Below are 17,360 nucleotides of genomic sequence, written 5' to 3' on the forward strand. Positions count from 1 at the left end.
ATGTGTGGCAGGATTCGGGTGTTAACCTGCCGCCGTCGAATCTTCGCTTAGAAACCGTCCATGCCCGCTCGTTCCAACGCCGAAATCGACAGCCTGACCGAGGCGAGCGCGAAGGCGCGCCATGCCGCCCTCTCAGCCGAGATCGCCGAGGCCGACCGGCTCTATCACGGCGAGGACGCGCCCGAGATCACGGACGCGGACTACGACGCGCTGCGCCGTGAACTCGAAGAGATCGAGGCGCGATTTCCCGATCTCGCGGGAACGGGTGAGGTCAGCGCCTCCGTCGGTGCGAAACCCTCGAGCCGATTCGAGAAGGTCCGGCACGCCGTGCCGATGCTCTCGCTCGGCAACGCCTTCGCCGACGAGGAGGTCGAAGACTTCGTGGCGCGGGTGCGCCGCTTCCTGAACCAGCCCGATGGGGAGCCGCTCGCCTTCACCGCCGAGCCGAAGATCGACGGCCTGTCGTTGTCGCTGCGCTACGAGCGGGGCCGGCTCGTCACCGCGGCGACGCGCGGCGACGGCGAAGTCGGCGAGAACGTCACCGCCAACGCGCGCACCGTCGACGACATTCCCGAGACGTTGTCCGGCAAGGGCTGGCCCGACGTGCTGGAGGTGCGCGGCGAGGTCTACCTGTCGCACGCGGATTTTGCGGGCATCAACGCCCGCCAGGAGGCGGACGGCAAGCCGGCCTTCGCCAATCCGCGCAACGCCGCCGCCGGGTCGCTGCGCCAGAAGGATGCGGCGATCACCGCGTCGCGGCCGCTGCACTTCTTCGCCTATGCCTGGGGCGAGGTGTCGGAGCCGGTGGCGCCGACGCAGTTCGCGACGCTGGAGAAATTTCGCGACTGGGGCCTGTCGGTGAACCCGCTGACGGTCCGCTGCACGAGCGCCGCCGACCTGATCGCCCATTACGAAAAAATCGGGCGGCAGCGGGCGGACCTCGGCTACGACATCGACGGCGTCGTCTACAAGGTCGACGACCTAGCCCTGCAGAAGCGCCTCGGCTTCGTCTCGCGCAGCCCGCGCTGGGCGCTCGCGCACAAGTTCGCGGCGCAGGAGGCCTTCACGACGCTGGAGGGGATCGACATCCAGGTCGGGCGAACGGGGTCGCTGAATCCGCTGGCGCGGCTGAAGCCGGTCACGGTCGGCGGCGTGGTCGTCTCGAACGCCACGCTCCACAACGAGGGCTACGTCCAGGGCGTCGGCGGCGACGGCGAGCCCATTCGCGAGGGCCGCGACATCCGCATCGGCGACACGGTCATCGTCGTGCGGGCGGGCGACGTCATCCCGAAGGTGATGGACGTGGTGCTCGACAAGCGCCCCGCCGCCGCCAAGCCGTTCGTGTTTCCCGACCACTGTCCGGCCTGCGGCAGCCGGGCGGTGCGCGAGATCAACCCGCGGACGAAGAAGCTGGACGCGATCCGGCGCTGCACCGGCGGCCTGATCTGTCCGGCGCAGGGCGTCGAGCGGCTCAAGCACTTCGTCTCGCGCAACGGCTTCGACCTGGAGGGGTTCGGGCAGACCTATATCGAGGTGCTGTTCGAGGCCGGCCTGGTGAAGCAGCCGGCCGACCTGTTCCGCCTGCAATTCGAGCCGCTGAAGGCCGCGATCGTCGCGCGTCGTGAAGAACTTTCGGCCCAGCGCCGGGCCGAGGGCGAGACCGCCCCGAAGAAGCCGACGAAGAAGAAGGGCGAGGACGAGGACAAGGCGATCACGAATCTGCTCGCCTCCCTCGACGCGCGCCGGACCATCCCCCTCAACCGCCTGCTGTTCGCCCTCGGCATCCGACATATCGGCGAGTCGACGGCGAAGGCCCTCGCCAAGCGCTTTCCGGACATGCCGGCGCTCCAGGCCGCGCTCGCCGCCGCCGCCGAGGCGCAGGCCGGGCCGGACTGGCTCGAACTCTCGGCGATCCCGCGCATCGGGCCGGGCACGCGCGATAAGCTCTTCGCCGAGGCCGAGCCGTTGCCGGGCGAGGCGCTGAAGGGGCTTTCGACGGGCGCCCGCCTGCGCGCGCGCCTGACCTCGGCGCAGGGCGAGGCGCTGCTCACGCACTACGAGACCACCGACGCCGCGGACGCGGCCCTCGAACGGGCGATGACGCAGGTGCCCGGGGACGCCTACCACCTTCTCGCCGACGACGGCGAGATCGGCCCGGTCGCGACGGACTCGCTGATCCAGTTCTTCGCCGAGCCCCACAATGCCGGCGCGGTCGCGGCCTTGCTCAGCCAAGTGACGACCGAGCCGATGGCTGCCGCCGCGACAGTGACGGCTTTCGCCGGCAAGACCGTGGTCTTCACCGGCACCCTCGAAAAGATGACCCGCAGCGAGGCCAAGGCGACCGCCGAACGCCTCGGGGCCAAGGTCTCGGGCTCGGTCTCGGCCAAGACCGACCTCGTCGTCGCCGGGCCCGGTGCCGGCTCGAAGCTCAAGGATGCCGAGAAGCACGGGGTCAAGGTGATCTCGGAGGAGGACTGGCTGGCGATGCTGGCCGAGGCGTGATCCGATCGGGCATTTGATCCGGCTTCCCGCTGGTCCGTTCGGGCCGCGAGCATCACCTCGCCCCGCGTGCGGGGAGGGGGCTTCGGCGACCTCGTCGTCGCCGAAGCGAGGCGGCAGCCGAAGGTGAGGGGGCTTCGACGAAAGGGCCTCGTCCGGTGCCGCCCCCTCACCGCCGCTTCGGCTTCGCCTGCGCTTCCTTCATGGACGACAAGGTCCATGAAGGCCTCTCCCCGCGAGCGGGGAGAGGGGCAATGCGCACAACCGATCAGATCGAGCGGCGATGCCCGAAGGCGTAGTCCGTGAGGGCGGTCGGGATGCGCGACCGGCTTCTCAAAACTCCATGTCGAGTTCTTCGATCTCGTCGGGTTCCGCCAGCGCGTCCTGCGTCCATTCGGCCATCAGGTCCCAGGCGAGGATCGTGTCGCGGAACGTCTCCGCCATGAAGGGCAGCGGCACGTCGTAGGTGCGGAAGCGCGAGCAGACGGGGGCGTACATCGCATCGGCCAGCGTCGGGCGCGCCCCGAACAGGTAGGGGCCGCCCGAGCGCGACAGGCACTCCTCGAAGATCGCGAGGATGCGCTCGATGTCGCCCCGGGCGCCGTTGAAGATCGGGAAGCCGGGGATCTGCGCGCGCAGGTTCATCGGCATCGCCGAGCGCAGGTTGATGAAGCCGCCATGCATCTCGGCGGAGACGGCGCGGCAGCGCGCCCGGTCCGCCGGTGCCTCCGGCAGCAGGCCGGCGGCGGGACGGACCTCGTTCAGGTATTCGGCGATGGCGAGCGCATCCCAGACGACCACGGCGCCGTGCGTCAGCCGCGGCACCAGGAACGACGGCGACAGGTGCAGGAGTTCGGCGCGCGTGGAGGTCTCCTTGCCCGAGAGAAGCTCGACGTCGAAGTCGAGCCCGGCCATCCGGCAGACGAGCCAGCCGCGCAGGGACCAGGACGAGTAGTTCCGGCTGGAAATCGTGAGCGTCGCGTCGGCCATGGCCGTCCTCCCCGTGCCGAAGTCGTCGCCGAGACCGGCATCCAAGACTCGTGCCGTCGCATGCCTGTGCCGTGATCCGCAACGTGGCCTGCGCTGGAGGCCGGGATCGCCCGAAATGAACGATCATGGCCTTTCGTCCAACGTTCGAGGGTACGTGTTCGTCCCAATCGACAATTTCGAAGTCGGAACAAATATTTGCGGGTGATGCGGGGCGTGAGGCATTTTTGCTGCACCCCCGGCGAATACAGGGGAATTCGTAACCTTTGCCGGTTGCGGAGTTCCGAGCCGGCCTTAATCTTTGTTTAACCCGCTGCTGCGCTCGATCGAGTGGCGGCATTCCGGTCCCTCGTGGACGCGCCGGAGTTTCCGGCGGGTACGCGCCAGGAGTTGCGGACCCGATGATGTACCGTGCGTTCGACGCCCAGACGGATCTGGCCCGGCAGACCCGGGGTTGGGGGCAGTTCCTCAACGCCGCCGCCTCGCCCTGGTCCGGCACGCCGTTCCGCGAGCAAGCGAACTGGTGGTCGGCCGGCGCGCGCATGATGATGCGCTCCGGCCTCACCTTCGCCCGGCCGGATTACGGCATCGGCACGGTCACCGTCGGCAACCGCGAGGTGCCGGTGGTCGAGGAGGCGGTGACGGCGACGCCCTTCGCCACGCTGCTGCGCTTCCGCAAGGACATCGAGACGCCGCAGCCGAAAGTGCTGGTGCTCGCCCCCCTCTCGGGCCACTTCTCGACGCTGCTGCGCGGCACCGTCCGCACCCTTCTGCCCGACAACGACGTCTACATTACCGATTGGCACAATGCCCGCGACGTGCCGCTCGCGGACGGCGCGTTCGGCTTCGACGACTACGTCGACCACGTCGTGCGCTTCCTGGAGACGATGGGCGAGGGCTCGCATCTTCTCGCCGTCTGCCAGCCCGCCGTGCAGGCCCTGGCGGCGACGGCCGTGATGGCCCACGCCAAGAACCCTGCGCAGCCGCGCAGCATGACCCTGATGGCCGGGCCGGTGGATTGCCGCATCAGCCCGACTTCGGTCAACGAGCTCGCCACGTCGAAGCCGATCGCGTGGTTCGAGAAGAATCTTCTCAGCACGGTGACCGCCCGTCACAAGGGCGCCGGCCGCCGGGTCTATCCGGGCTTCATGCAGGTCTCGGCCTTCATCGCGATGAATGCGCAGCGTCACAGCCAGGCCCACCAGGACCTGTTCTGGCACTACGTCCGGGGCGATGCCGACAAGGCCCGCGCCGTCGAGTCGTTCTACGACGAGTATTTCGCCGTCCTCGATCTCCCGGCCGAGTTCTACATCGAGACGGTCAGGACGGTGTTCCAGGACTACACCCTGGCCAAGAACGAGCTGAGCTACCGTGGCAACCCGATCGACATGCGCGAGATCCGCCGGACCGCGCTGATGACGGTCGAGGGCGAGCGCGACGACATCTGCGCCGTCGGCCAGACCATGGCGGCGCACGATCTCTGCAGCAGCCTGCCCCCGCACATGCGAAGCCACCACCTGCAGGCCGGCGTCGGCCATTACGGGGTCTTCTCCGGCCGCCGCTGGGAGACGCAGACCTATCCGCTGGTGCGCAACTTCATCCAGTCCCACGCCTGAGACCGTTTCCGGTCGGTCGGACCGGTGGCGCGCATCCCCTCGCCCCGCTTGCGGGGAGAGGGCCGCGACGACCTCGTTGTCGGCGCGGCGAGGCGGCAGCCGAAGGTGAGGGGGCTTCGACGTAAGAACCTCGTCCGGCGCCGCCTCCTCACCGTCGCTCCGGCTTCGCCTGCGCTTCCCGCATGGACGACGAGGTCCATGCGGCCCTCTCCCCGCGTACGGGCAGAGGGAGAGCGCGCGTCGCCGGTCTGATCGACCGGAATGGGAGCGCGCCGTCCAGGCTGCAAAGCCTCGACCCGCGTGGGACGCGCTGCTCCGCGGCGACGGACGGCTTGCCGCAGGCGGCCGAGCCTCATATAGTCCGAGCTATATTCTCAGGTGAAGAGTGAGCCGTCAGTCCCGCCGATGTCCGATTTCGTGCAGCTACAGGCCGCGTTGAACGCGCGGACGTCGTCCGTTCCGAGCGAGTCCGGTTTGCCGGGCCGTCGCGGTTGCCCTCTGTCCGACCTGCGCGATCGCCTGCGCCGGGCGGGTCTGCGGCCGACCCGTCAGCGCCTGTCGCTGGGCTGGCTCCTGTTCGGCCGCGGCGACCGCCACCTGACGGCGGAAATGCTGTACGACGAGGCGATGCGGGCCAAGGTGCCGGTCTCGCTGGCCACCGTCTACAACACGCTGCACCAGTTCACGGAAGCCGGCCTGCTGCGCCAGCTCGCGCTGGACGGCTCCAAGGCCTATTTCGACACCAACCCGAGCGAGCATCACCACTTCTTCCTTGAGGAAGAGGGCGAGGTGCTGGACATGCCGGAATGCGGCATCTCGGTGGATTCCCTGCCGGACGCGCCCGAGGGCATGGAGATCGCCGGCGTCGAGGTGATCGTGCGCCTGCGCCGACGGGCGGTCGCCGGCCGGGCCTGATCCCGAACCGCTATCGGACGTTGTGAAGCCGGCGAGAGGATCGCCGGCTTTTTCTATTCCACCGACTCGTTCGGGTAGACGCCCCAGAGCCGCTCCTGGCGGATGTAGCCGTCGACGTCGCCGCGGGTCTGCGGCAGCGCGACGACGATGCGGCACCAGCTGCCGCTGCAGTTCTTCACGCTGCCGATGACGCCGGCTTCGAGCTTGGCCTCTTCGCTCGAGCCGCCATCGGCGCGAGCGAGCAGCGGCACCGTCGGCGCGGCCTTGTCGCCCGTCGGTGCGGTGACGACAGCGGTGCGGCGGCCCGACAGCAGCGAGTGCAGCACCCAGCCCTCCGTGCCCTCGGAGTCACGGATGCGGCGCCAGGTCTCGTATTCGGCGATGATCTCCACGGGCAGGCCAGCCCGGCGGAACACCCAGAGCGTGCGGTGATCCTTCGAGGGTCCCTCGCGCAGGTTGACGCGATCGGTCTTGAGGCTGGCATAGCGCGGCAGCGGCAGCTTCGTCGCCCGCCCGCCGTCGTTGGAGACGGCGCGCGCCGGACCGGCCGCCGCCAGCAGGGCGCCTAAGGAAATCCCGAGAATCGCAGCGCGCATCGTCAATCGTCCTCCGCTCGTCGCCCGGAGCCGCGGGGGCCTCGCCCGCATTGTCTTCCGACCTCTCTCTGATAGAGAAACGGGGAAGATGTGCGGCGGGGCAAACCCCGAGGCGCGTCGGCCGATCGCTCCATCTGGCCGTGTCACGGTTAACGGAGCGTAAGCCGGAGCGCCGGTGGGCCGGCCGAACGCGAAGCCAGTCCCTCGCGGGAGGATCCATGTCGTCGTTGAAGCGCAAGCCGCTCGTTGTGGTGACGCGGCGCCTGCCGGAGGCGGTGGAGTCGCGGATGCGCGAACTCTTCGATTGCCGCCTGAACCCGGACGACAAGCCGCTGGAGCAGGAGGCCCTCGTGGCCGCCTTGCGCGAGGCCGACGTCCTGGTCCCCACCGTCACCGACGAGATCGATGCCGGGCTGCTCGCGCAGGCCGGGCCGAACCTCAGGCTGATCGCGAATTTCGGCAACGGCGTCGACCACATCGACGTCGGCACCGCGCTGGAGCGCGGCATCACGGTCACCAACACGCCGGGCGTCCTCACCGAGGACACTGCCGACATGACCATGGCGCTGATCCTGGCCGTGGCCCGCCGCGTCGCCGAAGGCGCGCGCATCATTCCCGACGACGCCTGGAGCACCGGCTGGTCGCCGACCTGGATGCTCGGCCGCCGCATCACGGGCAAGCGCCTCGGCATCGTCGGCATGGGCCGGATCGGGCAGGCGCTCGCCCGCCGCGCCAAGGCCTTCGGCCTGTCGATCCACTACCACAACCGCCGCCGGGTGCCCTCGGCCATCGAGTCCGGCCTCGATGCGACCTACTGGGAATCCCTCGACCAGATGCTCGCCCGCGTGGACGTCGTCTCGGTGAACTGCCCGCACACGCCGGCGACCTACCACCTGCTCTCCGCGCGCCGGCTGAAGCTCCTGAAGCCCGAAGCCATCGTCGTGAACACCGCCCGCGGCGAGGTCATCGACGAGAACGCTCTCGCGCGGCTGATCGAGGCGGGCGAGATCTCGGGCGCCGGTCTCGACGTGTTCGAGCAGGAACCCGCCGTCAGCCCGCGTCTCGTCAAGCTCGCCCGTGCCGGCAAGGTGGTTCTGCTGCCGCATATGGGCTCGGCGACGCACGAGAGCCGCACCGACATGGGCGAGAAGGTCATCATCAACATCAAGACCTTCATGGACGGCCACCGGCCGCCCGACCGCATCCTTCCCAGTATGCTCTGAGCGCGAAAGAGACGGCGATGGCGAGCGATCCCGATTCCGATCCGGCCCTCGCCCGGCTCGTCGAACTGGCCGAGACCGCGGCCCGCGCGAAGGGCTCGGTGGAGCGTTTGCAGGACATCAGCCCCGAGGACTGGCAGCGCGTGCTCGACCGGGTGGCCGCGCAGGCTCAGCGGGACGGCACGATCCTGCCGGACGGCTGGAAGAAGATGCTCGTCCGATACCGCGACGGGGAGCGGCTGCGGTCGGACACGGACGATGTCCGCCTCGCGGAGCAGGGCGAGGTGTTTTCGCGCGAGGACGACGCCTGACACGCTTCGGGTTGGGCTGATCGATGGTGCGCATATTCCTCTCCCCGCGTGCGGGAAGAGGCCTTCATGGACTTCGTCGTCCATGAAGGAAGCGGAGGCGAAGCCGTAGCGACGGTGAGGGGGCGACTCCGGAAGAGCCTCGCCCGGCATTGACACCTCACCTTCGGCTGCCGCCTCGCGCGCAGGCCGAACGGTTCCGCCGGAAGCGGTTGGTGATCACACCTACCGCAGCCGCTCCGCTGCCGGCGCTTCGAGCAGCGCCTTGCGACTCAATCCCTTGTGCAGGTGGACCATCAGCGCGATGCCGAAGAGCGGCACGATCAGGTTGACGATCGGCACCACCATCAGGCCGGCGAGCATGGCGCCCCCGGCGAGCGTCCTGACGCTGAAGTGCCGGCGCATCGCCTGCGCTTCGGCGAGCGGCCGGAAGCGGCTGGCGGCCGCTTCGAAATACTCGCGGGCGAGCAGGTAGGTGTTGGCGCCGAAGAAGGCGACGAGGTTCACGCCGGGCACGAAGATCAGGATCAGCGCCACGAGGTTGACCGCGAGCGCCAGCCCGGCGAAGCGCAGGGCGTAGAGCAGCGCCTGTCCCCAGGGCAGCGGGCGACCGGGCGGATCGTTCGGAAAGTCCGTCTGCTCGACGATCGCGGCCGCATCGTCGAGGAAGAAGCCGGCCACCAGGATCGACACCGCCGGCATGATGTAGGCCAGCGCCACGAACAGCCCGGCGCCGGCGAGGAAGAACGCGATCGTGTCGAGGATCGGGTAATCCGCCGCGATGTGGTGGCTCGACTGGAACCACTGGATCAGCCGCGTCAGCCCGAACCAGACGACGATCAGCAGGCCCAGCGTCAGGCCCAGCGACTTCAGCAGGATCGCCCGCATCGGCGGGGAAAAGACCTGCCGCAGGGCCGCGGCGGCGGCGGAGATCAGCATGGCGTATCCGGACTCGTGACGGCGTCGCGTCGGGTTCTCGCCGCAGCGCGGCATTCGCGCAAGACCAGCGCGGGGATGTCCAGGGCTCCGAACTCGGGTTCACGGCAACGGGCGCCAGATCAGTCGATCCCGCTCCGTCATTCCGGGGCTCGCCGAAGGCGAGCGCCCGGAACCCACGACCGGCCTCGACGCCATGCCGAAGCGGCGCATCACGGATGGGTTCCGGGTTCCGCTCCGCGGCCCCGGAATGACGGGGTGGCCGCTACGAGCTTCGACGTGATGTCCGCTGTCGGGCTCGTTTTCCCGGCCCGCACGTTCACCCGGCGAACGCGATCCGAGAACGGAGCCGACCATGCCGAGATCCGCCGCCGCCCTGCTGCTCGGGAGCCTGCTGCTCGCGGGCCCGGCCAGCGCCCACGAAGTCGGCGCCTGGGCCGGCGCGAGCAGCGCGCCCGCCGAGCGCTCGGAGGTCGCCGTCGCCGCCATCGACGGCAAGGCCTACGTCGTCGGCGACTACAACGGCGCCACCGAACTGTTGATCTACGACCTCGCCAGGGACAGCTGGAGCCGTGGCGCGGCGTTTCCCTATCCCGTCCATCACACCATGGCGGTGGGGCAGGGCGGCAGGATCTACGTGTTCGGCGGCTACGTGAACGGCTGGGAGGCCACCGACAAGGTCTGGGCCTACGATCCGAAGACGAACGCCTGGGAGCCGCGCGCGCCGTTGCCCACCGCCCGCGCCGCAGGCGGCGCGACGCTCCTGGGCGAAAGGATCCATGTCGTCAGCGGCAGCGTCTCCGGCCGCAAGAACACCCCCGTCCACGAGGTCTACGATCCGGCCCGGGACAGTTGGAGCACGGCTGCATCGCTCACCACCCCCCGCGACCACCTCTCGGTCCAGGCCATCGACGGCCGGATCGTCGCGGTGGGCGGACGGGTCGACGGGAATTCCGGAGCCAACCTCACCACGAACCAGGTCTACGACCCCGGAAAGGATGCCTGGACGGAGGCCGCGCCGCTGCCGACCGCACGCAGCGGCACCGCCTCGGCCGTGCTCGGCCAGGACGTCTACGTGATCGGCGGCGAATCGAAGGAGAAGACCTACGACGAGGTCGAGGCCTTCGACCTGCCGAAGAACTTCTGGCGCAGCCTCGCCCGGCTGCCGAGCGCCCGGCACGGCTTCGGCGCGGTGACCTATGACGGCCGGATCTACACGATCGTCGGCAGCCCGAAGCCCGGCGGCTTCAAGTCGGGGACGGTCGAGGTTTTCGATCCGAAGGGCGAGCCCGCCGTGCGCTGACGCACGGGGCGTTCGCGCCCCGGCTGCACCGGGCACGGGTCCGACATGAGCGTCGTGGCCCTGCGCGACCGCGCCTGCGTCGCTAGGTTGTCTTCATGTTGCGACGCAAAAAGAATCGGCCATGACGAACACGCCTACCGTCAGCTGCGACGAGGCTCAGGCGCTGCCCGCCGGCCGCGCGGTGAGTCCCTCGCTCGTCATCCTGGCGCTGGCCATCGGCGGCTTCGCCATCGGCACGACCGAGTTCGCCTCGATGAGCCTGCTGCCGGAATTCGCACCGGCGCTCGGCATCGACGTGCCTACCGGCGGCCACGTCATCAGCGCCTATGCGCTGGGCGTCGTCGTCGGCGCGCCGATCATCGCGGTGCTGGCGGCGCGGATCGCGCGGCGCACGCTGCTCGTCGGGCTCATGGTGATGTTTGCAGGCGGTAACCTGCTCTCCGCGCTCGCCCCGAGCTACCACGCGATGCTCGCCTTCCGCTTCTTCGCCGGCCTGCCGCACGGCGCCTACTTCGGCGTTGCGATGCTGCTCGCCTCCTCGTTGGTCCCTCGCGACAAACGCGCGGGGGCGTCGGCGAAAGTGCTGACCGGGCTGACCGTCGCGACGGTGGTCGGCGTGCCGTTCGCGAACGTCGTCGGCCAGGTCTTCGGCTGGCGCTGGAGCTTTGCCATCGTCGCCGGGCTGGCGCTGCTGACGGCGGCCCTCGTGCGGCTCTATGCGCCGCTCGGCGCGCCGATCCCGGGGGCGAGCCCCTTGCGTGAACTCGATGCGCTCAAGAGCCGGCAGGTCTGGCTCACCCTCGCCATCGGCGCCATCGGCTTCGGCGGGATGTTTTCCGTCTATACCTACCTCGCCTCGACCATGCTGGAGGTGACCAGGACCTCGCCGGCCCTGATCCCCGTGGCGCTCGCCGTGTTCGGCTTGGGCCTCACCGTCGGCAACCTCGCCTGGGCCTGGATCGCCGACCGCTCCGGCGCACTGATGGCCTCGGCCGGCGCGACGCTGGTGTGGAGCGCGGTGATGCTGGCGCTCTACCCCGCGGCGACCGCGAGCCTCTGGACGCTCCTGCCCGTCGTCTTCCTGATCGGCAGCGGCGGCGGCCTGGCCACCATCCTGCAGACCCGCCTGATGGACGTGGCGGAGGACGCGCAGACGCTGGCCGCCGCGCTCAACCATTCGGCCTTCAACGTCGCCAACGCGCTGGGTCCCTGGCTCGCCGGCCTCGCCATCGCCGCCGGGTATGGCTTGCCGGCGACGGGCTGGGTCGGCGTGGCGCTGGCGCTCGGGGGGCTCGCGGTGTGGGCGGGGTCGCTAGTGTCGGATCGGGGACAAGCGCGGGTGGTCGCGTAATTGGGTGCTGGTGGAGCAAATCTGACGCTCGGGTCCTCTTCGCATGGGCCGATTTCAACCCAACGTCGCCATTCAGGGTGTTTCCATTGCAGCCCGAAACTTGCCATTCGCTCGGTTTTCTACGGGCCAAACTCGAGCCGTTAGCAACCTGACATGACCAAGCTAGGCTGGCGTACCTTCGTTCGAAAAGATGCTTAATTCGGGAACGACCTCATAAGAGGCAGGCGCGCCCGCTCCGACTGGGCCGCCCCGTTTCGTGCCCGCGTCGGATATCATGTAGGTGGTGAAACATGGGGGAGACATTGAAAATAAGCGAACTTAGGGGTCAAACCGCCCACCTCGCCAACCTGAACAATATTAACGTGATCATGGGCCGTAACGGCGCAGGGAAAAGTCGCTTTCTTCGTGACATCGAAGAATTGACTAGCCGGAGCAAGCAGACTTTTTATGTTCGGTACATCAGCCCGGAGCGGGCCGGGTCGTTTAAGCGCGATGGCAACATTCTTACAAATATGAGCAATAATACCGACTGGCTGCGACAAACGCGGGCAGTAAATCAGGCCGTCAACTTCAAAGCAGCATCGGCGATGCTATTCCGCGAGGCCGAAACACTTTACCTGCGTCGGCTTGCCAGGACGCCTGAAATCCGGATGGATTCGAATCGCAACTTCGAGACGGACCGGCTGAGCAAGGTCAATCAGCTGCTGACCAATATTTCGCTGGAGATGGGCGCTGCCGATTTTGAGTTCCGGTCGCTCGCTGACGGCCAGCCAATAAGCCCGGACGAAATCAGCAGCGGTGAATCGGAAGCCGTGGCTTTGGCTACCGAAATTCTCTACTTCTTCGACACGATTGACCCAACGAAGTTCAACGTACTGCTTCTTGATGAGCCGGACGTGCACCTTCACCCCGATCTTCAAGCACGGCTCGCTAAGCTGATCATCGCCATGCTCGATGAGTTCAAGAGCCAAGCAGACAGCATTGCTGTATGCCTCTCCACACATAGCAGCCCGCTGGTATGTTCTCTTGCGGCTTCGCAATACGTTTCGATCGGTACTAAGAGCTTCGCGGTTGACACGGTTGAACTGAAACCGACCAGCGCCGAGCTCCGCAAGGTTGCCCCGTTCTTCGGCCACCCCCTGTCACTTTCGTTGAGCGAAGACGCGGCGATGATCCTCGAAGGCGAAGACGATGAGCGCGTTTGGCAGCAGGCTGCCCGGACGTCGCAGGGTCGGATCAAGCTCTTTCCCGTGCTGGCCGGCAGCGTAGACCAGCAGAGCGAGTTAGAGGTCTTCTGCGTAGATCTGCTCGGCACGCTCTACGACAACCCAGTCGCCTTTTCCCTCCGCGATGGCGACGGCGTGGTTGATCAGCCACTTGAACATCGCCTACCTATCAAGCGATACCGACTGCAATGCTATGCAATCGAAAATGCCCTTTTGACTGATCCTTGCCTAGCCGTGATGGGTAGGACTTGGGAGGACTTTGTCGCGGCGGCAATGGAATGGGTCTGTAAAAATCCGGAGCACCGGGACGTAAAGCTGATCGAAGAACTTGCCGGATCCGACAATCGGCTGCAGCATAAGAAGATCAAAAAAATTCGGCAGCTGATCTGTGCTATTCTCATGTGCAAGAAACCTTGGGAGGTCGTGGTTGGTCAGGCGATCGGTGCGCTAACGAACGAGGATCTCACCAATTCGAACATGTTGATTGCTTTCCTTGGCGCGGGAATGGCCAGCGATATTGTTTTTAGGAATACGGCATAAACAGAAATGTATAGCAGCAGACTGCAACCCTGGGCGCTCTCTTGTGCCAGCCGGTGTCAAACGCCCAATGCCGCTCGTCATCTCTGGCTGAGCTAACCGGCGAGTTCTGGTCATCACGCTCAGTCATTGAAATGACTGAGATGAGACCGCCTCCCTGCCGCATCTCGCTGATCAGGGGAAAGGCAGCGTTCCCACAGTAACCACCCTCAAACTACGGGTCGGCTTCCCGCCCAACAGTGACGTTTAGGATGGACGCCAAGTATGAGATTTATATACTGAATAATCATCAATAATATTTCAGCCACCACGGTGCTCTGGCGTATCGGTTTTGCCACGAAATTGTCGAAAGTCGTCCGTGACCTTCCGACCCAATCTTCTATAATTGCCCGCTCCGCCGCGCGGCCACGGTGGCCAGCGCCGCAAAATCCTTGTCGCCGTCGCCGTGGCTGATCGCGTCGATGAAGTTGTCGCGCAGGATGCCGGCGAAAGGCATCGGCACGCCGGCGGTCTCCGCCGCCGCGAGGACGAGGCGGATGTCCTTGGCGCCGAGCCGCATGGAGAAGCCCGGCGGCTCGTAGCGGCGTTCGGCGATCAGCGCGCCGTAGCCCTTGTAGACCGGCGAGGCGAAGAGGGTGTTCGTCAGGAGGTCGAGGAGCGAGGCGGCCGGGACGCCGTGCCCCTCCGCGAAGGCCGAGGCTTCGCCCATGGCCTCGATCGCCGAGATCAGCATGAAGTTGCCCGCGAGCTTCACGGCGTTGGCGCGGTAGGGCTCGGGGCCGAAGCACCAGGTCTTCGTGCCCATGGCGTCGAGGAGCGGCTGCACCGTGGCGATGGCCGCGTCGTCGCCGGCCGCGACGATGTTGAGGGCCGCGTTGGCCGCGGCATCGGGGCGGCCGAAGACGGGGGCCGCGACGTAGGCGACCCCGGCGCGCGCATGGATCGGCGCCAGTTCCTGCGCGAGGGCGACGGCGATCGTCGACATGCTGACATGCACCGCCGGCCGCTCGGGTGCATCGAGCAGGCCGCCCGCGACGATCACCGACCGCAGGGCCGCGTCGTCGGCGAGCATGGTGATGGCGGCGTCGCCCCGGAACGCTTCGGCCGGCGTCGCGACGGGCGTCGCGCCGTCGATGCCCCGGGCGGCCTCGGGCGAACGGTTCCAGACGCGGACCGTATGGCCCGCCTTGACGAGGTTCGCGGCCATGGCGCGGCCCATGCGGCCGAGCCCGAGAAATCCGACGTCCATGCGGTTCGCCTCCCGGCTCAGTGGGTGTTGAGGAAGTCCAGTGCCAGCGCGTTGAAGCGCTCGGTCGCTTCCATGTGGACGAGGTGGCCGACGCCCTCGATCACCTCGGCGCGGCCGTTGCCCATTTTTTTCGCGAGTTCCGTCGCGTGCTTCGCGTTCTCGCCCATGGCAGCCCGGAGTTCGGGTGGGGCGAAGGGCTTGCCCGGGGCGTTGTGGTCGTTGGCGCCCATGATGAAGAGGGTCGGCGCGGCGATGTAGGGGATCTCGTGCACCACCGGCTGGCCCCAGATCATCTGGTAGGAATTCACGAAGGACTGAAGCCAGCGCGGATACTCCCCCGAGCCCTTCACCCGCTCGCGGGTGGAGACGAACGGCTCGATCGCCGAATCCGGCAGGGAAAGTGCGTAGCTGGTCTTGAGCTGTTGCCGGTAGGCGTCGGCGGTGAGGTCGCCCTCACGCTTGAGCAGGGTCTCGTCGGAGACCGGCGGCACGGGAATACGATAATCCTCGAGCCCGATCGGCGCCTCCAGCACGAGGCTGTTGACCCGGGCCGGGTAGCTGCGGGCGATCCGTACCGCCAGCATGCCGCCCATGGAGTGGCCGATCACGTCGACCCGCGGCAGGCCGAGGCGGTCGAGCAGGACCACCGTGTCGGCGGCCATGGCATCGAAGGTGAAGGCGCCGACGGGTTTCGAGGATTTCCCGAAGCCGAGCTGGTCGGGCACGATCACCCGGTAGCCGCCCTTCGTCAGGGCCTGGATCACGGGGAGCCAGTAGCTCGCCGGAAAGTTGCGACCGTGGAGCAGCAGCACGGCGCGGCCATTGGCATTGCCCGCGGGCGGCACGTCCATGTAGGCGAGGCGCTGGGCCTCGTCGTCGCGGGTCACCGCGAGGTAGCGGACCGGATACGGATAGGCGAAGCCTTCGAGCGCGATGCCGAGCGGCGCGTCGGTCGCGGCCGCAGGCCCCTCCTGCGCGATGAGCGGCGAGGGGACGAGCAGGGCGGCGAGCGCAAGGGTCGAGGTGAGACGCATCGGGACTCCGTGAGGCGCTGCGGCTCGGTGCACCTCACAAAACGCCCGACGACCGGGAGTTCCCCAGCTGGCCACGACGGCGCAGCGGGCGTTTTGTGAGAGACACTGGCCGCGACGAGGGAGATAGGGCGCTGCAGGGTACGGGTCGCGGCCGGAGGCCTTCCGGGAAAACATGACGGACACGCATGGCGACGGCCTGCCCGTCCGCGAGCGGATGCTCGCCCTGCTGGCGATCGCCCTCGCGATGACGCTGGCCGTCCTCGACGGGGCGATCGTGAACGTGGCGCTGCCGGCGATGGCGCGGGACCTTGCGGTGCCGCCGTCCGAGGCGATCTTCGTGGTCAACGGCTACCAGATCGCGGTCACCGCCGCGCTGCTGCCGCTGGCGGCCCTCGGCGACGGCATCGGCTACCGGCGCGTCTATCTCGGGGGCTTGAGCGTGTTCACGCTGGCGTCGCTCGCCTGCGCCTATGCGCCGACGCTCGACCTCCTGATCGTCGCGCGGATCGCGCAGGGCCTCGGCGCGGCGGGCATCATGAGCGTGAACATCGCGCTCGTGCGCTTCATCTATCCGGCCCGGCTGATCGGCACCGGCGTCGGCAACGTCGCTCTGATCGTCGCCGTGGCCTCCGCCGCCGGGCCGACGGTGGCGGCCGCCATCCTATCGGTGGCGACGTGGCACTGGCTGTTCCTGGTCAATCTGCCGGTGGGGCTGGCGGCGCTTCTCGTCGGGGCGAAGACGCTCCCGCGGACCCCCGCGAGCGGGCGCCGCTTCGACGTCGTCAGCAGCGTTCTCAACGCGCTGACCTTCGGCCTGCTGATCATCGGCGTCGACGGCCTGGGCTCGGCCGAGAGCCGCCCGTGGGCGCTCGCCGAGATCGGCGCGGCCGTCGCCGTCGGCATCGTCTTCGTGCGGCGCCAACTCACGCTGCCGGCGCCGCTTCTGCCGGTCGACCTGCTGCGGATCCCGGCCTTCGCCCTCTCGATGGCGAGCTCGATCTGCGCCTTCGCCGCACAGATGATCGCCTTCGTGGCATTACCCTTCTACCTCCAGGACGTGCTGCACCGCTCGGCCACGCAGACCGGCCTGCTGATGACGCCGTGGCCGATCGCGGTGGCCGTGATCGCGCCGTTCGCCGGCCGGCTCGCCGACCGCTATCCGCCCGGCCTCCTCGGCGGGATCGGGCTGGCGACGATGGCGGCGGGCCTCACGGGGGTGGCGCTGCTCCCGGCCGATCCGTCGACCCTCGACATCGCCTGGAGGCTCAGCCTCACCGGGCTCGGCTTCGGGCTGTTCCAGTCGCCGAACAACCGCCTGATCATCACCAGCGCGCCGCGCGAGCGCAGCGGCGGGGCGAGCGGGATGCAATCCACCTCCCGGCTGACCGGGCAATCGCTCGGCGCGGCCCTCGTGGCGGTCATCTTCAGCCTCACCCATGCGGGCGGGGAGGAGGGCGGCGACCCGGCTCTCGCGACGCTGGCCTCGCTCGTCCTGGCGATCGCCCTGTCGTTGACCGGAACGCTCACCAGCGTGCTGCGAAAGACCCGCTCCGAACGGAGTGGCCACTGACCCGGCCGATGGC

14 protein-coding genes are annotated in these 17,360 nt (G+C 68.0%); 9 read left to right on the forward strand and 5 right to left on the reverse strand.

Features of this window, described 5'->3' with window-relative positions:
* Positions 1 to 60: 60 nt before the first annotated feature.
* On the forward strand, positions 61 to 2,502 hold the full coding sequence (ligA, locus tag MHA02_RS07025; protein WP_147077934.1) for an NAD-dependent DNA ligase LigA: 2,442 nt from the start codon (positions 61 to 63) through the stop codon (positions 2,500 to 2,502).
* A gap of 330 nt (positions 2,503 to 2,832) precedes the next feature.
* Here ligA and MHA02_RS07035 read toward each other — a convergent pair whose 3' ends face one another.
* On the reverse strand, positions 2,833 to 3,489 hold the full coding sequence (locus MHA02_RS07035; protein WP_147077935.1) for a glutathione S-transferase family protein: 657 nt from the start codon (positions 3,487 to 3,489) through the stop codon (positions 2,833 to 2,835).
* A gap of 398 nt (positions 3,490 to 3,887) precedes the next feature.
* Between MHA02_RS07035 and MHA02_RS07040 the strand changes: the two genes are divergently transcribed.
* Positions 3,888 to 5,102 carry a polyhydroxyalkanoate depolymerase gene (locus MHA02_RS07040; RefSeq protein WP_147077936.1) on the forward strand — a complete coding sequence of 405 codons (1,215 nt, stop codon included), beginning with the start codon at positions 3,888 to 3,890 and terminating at the stop codon, positions 5,100 to 5,102.
* Positions 5,103 to 5,507: 405 nt separating this feature from the next.
* Positions 5,508 to 6,017 (forward strand): Fur family transcriptional regulator Irr, encoded by a 510-nt coding sequence (gene irr, locus MHA02_RS07050; RefSeq protein WP_147077937.1) that lies wholly within the window; start codon positions 5,508 to 5,510, stop codon positions 6,015 to 6,017.
* A gap of 53 nt (positions 6,018 to 6,070) precedes the next feature.
* On the opposite strand, the gene MHA02_RS07055 is transcribed toward irr, so the two are convergent.
* A complete protein-coding gene (locus MHA02_RS07055; protein WP_147077938.1) occupies positions 6,071 to 6,613 on the reverse strand; it encodes an SH3 domain-containing protein in 543 nt (180 codons plus the stop codon).
* Positions 6,614 to 6,831: 218 nt separating this feature from the next.
* Between MHA02_RS07055 and MHA02_RS07060 the strand changes: the two genes are divergently transcribed.
* Both MHA02_RS07060 and MHA02_RS07065 read left to right on the forward strand, forming a co-directional pair.
* Positions 6,832 to 7,836, forward strand: a complete 1,005-nt coding sequence (locus tag MHA02_RS07060) for a 2-hydroxyacid dehydrogenase (RefSeq protein WP_147077939.1) — start codon at positions 6,832 to 6,834, stop codon at positions 7,834 to 7,836.
* A gap of 17 nt (positions 7,837 to 7,853) precedes the next feature.
* A complete protein-coding gene (locus MHA02_RS07065; protein ID WP_147077940.1) occupies positions 7,854 to 8,144 on the forward strand; it encodes a hypothetical protein in 291 nt (96 codons plus the stop codon).
* 222 nt (positions 8,145 to 8,366) lie between these two features.
* Here MHA02_RS07065 and MHA02_RS07070 read toward each other — a convergent pair whose 3' ends face one another.
* Positions 8,367 to 9,080, reverse strand: a complete 714-nt coding sequence (locus MHA02_RS07070) for a sulfate transporter family protein (protein ID WP_147077941.1) — start codon at positions 9,078 to 9,080, stop codon at positions 8,367 to 8,369.
* A 352-nt stretch (positions 9,081 to 9,432) separates the two neighbouring features.
* On the opposite strand from MHA02_RS07070, the gene MHA02_RS07075 reads away from it, so the two are divergent.
* The 3 genes from MHA02_RS07075 (at position 9,433) to MHA02_RS07085 (ending at position 13,497) form a co-directional block, all read left to right on the forward strand.
* Positions 9,433 to 10,380, forward strand: coding sequence for a Kelch repeat-containing protein (locus MHA02_RS07075; RefSeq protein WP_147077942.1), 948 nt, complete (start codon positions 9,433 to 9,435; stop codon positions 10,378 to 10,380).
* Positions 10,381 to 10,501: 121 nt separating this feature from the next.
* Positions 10,502 to 11,731 carry an MFS transporter gene (locus tag MHA02_RS07080; RefSeq protein ID WP_147077943.1) on the forward strand — a complete coding sequence of 410 codons (1,230 nt, stop codon included), beginning with the start codon at positions 10,502 to 10,504 and terminating at the stop codon, positions 11,729 to 11,731.
* Between the two features lie 290 nt (positions 11,732 to 12,021).
* The gene (locus MHA02_RS07085) at positions 12,022 to 13,497 is read left to right on the forward strand and encodes an AAA family ATPase (RefSeq protein WP_147077944.1); all 1,476 of its coding nucleotides are present in this window, start codon (positions 12,022 to 12,024) and stop codon (positions 13,495 to 13,497) included.
* 376 nt (positions 13,498 to 13,873) lie between these two features.
* On the opposite strand, the gene MHA02_RS07090 is transcribed toward MHA02_RS07085, so the two are convergent.
* Positions 13,874 to 14,743: an NAD(P)-dependent oxidoreductase gene (locus MHA02_RS07090; protein ID WP_147077945.1), complete on the reverse strand. Its 870-nt coding sequence runs from the start codon at positions 14,741 to 14,743 to the stop codon at positions 13,874 to 13,876.
* Positions 14,744 to 14,760: 17 nt separating this feature from the next.
* On the reverse strand, positions 14,761 to 15,777 hold the full coding sequence (locus MHA02_RS07095; protein ID WP_147077946.1) for an alpha/beta fold hydrolase: 1,017 nt from the start codon (positions 15,775 to 15,777) through the stop codon (positions 14,761 to 14,763).
* A 172-nt stretch (positions 15,778 to 15,949) separates the two neighbouring features.
* Between MHA02_RS07095 and MHA02_RS07100 the strand changes: the two genes are divergently transcribed.
* Positions 15,950 to 17,347 carry an MFS transporter gene (locus MHA02_RS07100; RefSeq protein WP_238180315.1) on the forward strand — a complete coding sequence of 466 codons (1,398 nt, stop codon included), beginning with the start codon at positions 15,950 to 15,952 and terminating at the stop codon, positions 17,345 to 17,347.
* Positions 17,348 to 17,360 lie beyond the last annotated feature (13 nt).

The sequence above is a fragment of the Methylobacterium haplocladii genome (genome assembly GCF_007992175.1).
Classification (GTDB): domain Bacteria; phylum Pseudomonadota; class Alphaproteobacteria; order Rhizobiales; family Beijerinckiaceae; genus Methylobacterium; species Methylobacterium haplocladii.

Excerpts from the sequence above, each read along its gene's own strand:
- ligA (WP_147077934.1), top strand. The coding sequence starts at position 61 with ATGCCCGCTCGTTCCAACGCCGAAATCGACAGCCTGACCGAGGCGAGC.
- MHA02_RS07035 (WP_147077935.1), bottom strand. The coding sequence starts at position 3,489 with ATGGCCGACGCGACGCTCACGATTTCCAGCCGGAACTACTCGTCCTGG.
- MHA02_RS07040 (WP_147077936.1), top strand. The coding sequence starts at position 3,888 with ATGATGTACCGTGCGTTCGACGCCCAGACGGATCTGGCCCGGCAGACC.
- irr (WP_147077937.1), top strand. The coding sequence starts at position 5,508 with ATGTCCGATTTCGTGCAGCTACAGGCCGCGTTGAACGCGCGGACGTCG.
- MHA02_RS07055 (WP_147077938.1), bottom strand. The coding sequence starts at position 6,613 with ATGCGCGCTGCGATTCTCGGGATTTCCTTAGGCGCCCTGCTGGCGGCG.
- MHA02_RS07060 (WP_147077939.1), top strand. The coding sequence starts at position 6,832 with ATGTCGTCGTTGAAGCGCAAGCCGCTCGTTGTGGTGACGCGGCGCCTG.
- MHA02_RS07065 (WP_147077940.1), top strand. The coding sequence starts at position 7,854 with ATGGCGAGCGATCCCGATTCCGATCCGGCCCTCGCCCGGCTCGTCGAA.
- MHA02_RS07070 (WP_147077941.1), bottom strand. The coding sequence starts at position 9,080 with ATGCTGATCTCCGCCGCCGCCGCGGCCCTGCGGCAGGTCTTTTCCCCG.
- MHA02_RS07075 (WP_147077942.1), top strand. The coding sequence starts at position 9,433 with ATGCCGAGATCCGCCGCCGCCCTGCTGCTCGGGAGCCTGCTGCTCGCG.
- MHA02_RS07080 (WP_147077943.1), top strand. The coding sequence starts at position 10,502 with ATGACGAACACGCCTACCGTCAGCTGCGACGAGGCTCAGGCGCTGCCC.
- MHA02_RS07085 (WP_147077944.1), top strand. The coding sequence starts at position 12,022 with ATGGGGGAGACATTGAAAATAAGCGAACTTAGGGGTCAAACCGCCCAC.
- MHA02_RS07090 (WP_147077945.1), bottom strand. The coding sequence starts at position 14,743 with ATGGACGTCGGATTTCTCGGGCTCGGCCGCATGGGCCGCGCCATGGCC.
- MHA02_RS07095 (WP_147077946.1), bottom strand. The coding sequence starts at position 15,777 with ATGCGTCTCACCTCGACCCTTGCGCTCGCCGCCCTGCTCGTCCCCTCG.
- MHA02_RS07100 (WP_238180315.1), top strand. The coding sequence starts at position 15,950 with ATGACGGACACGCATGGCGACGGCCTGCCCGTCCGCGAGCGGATGCTC.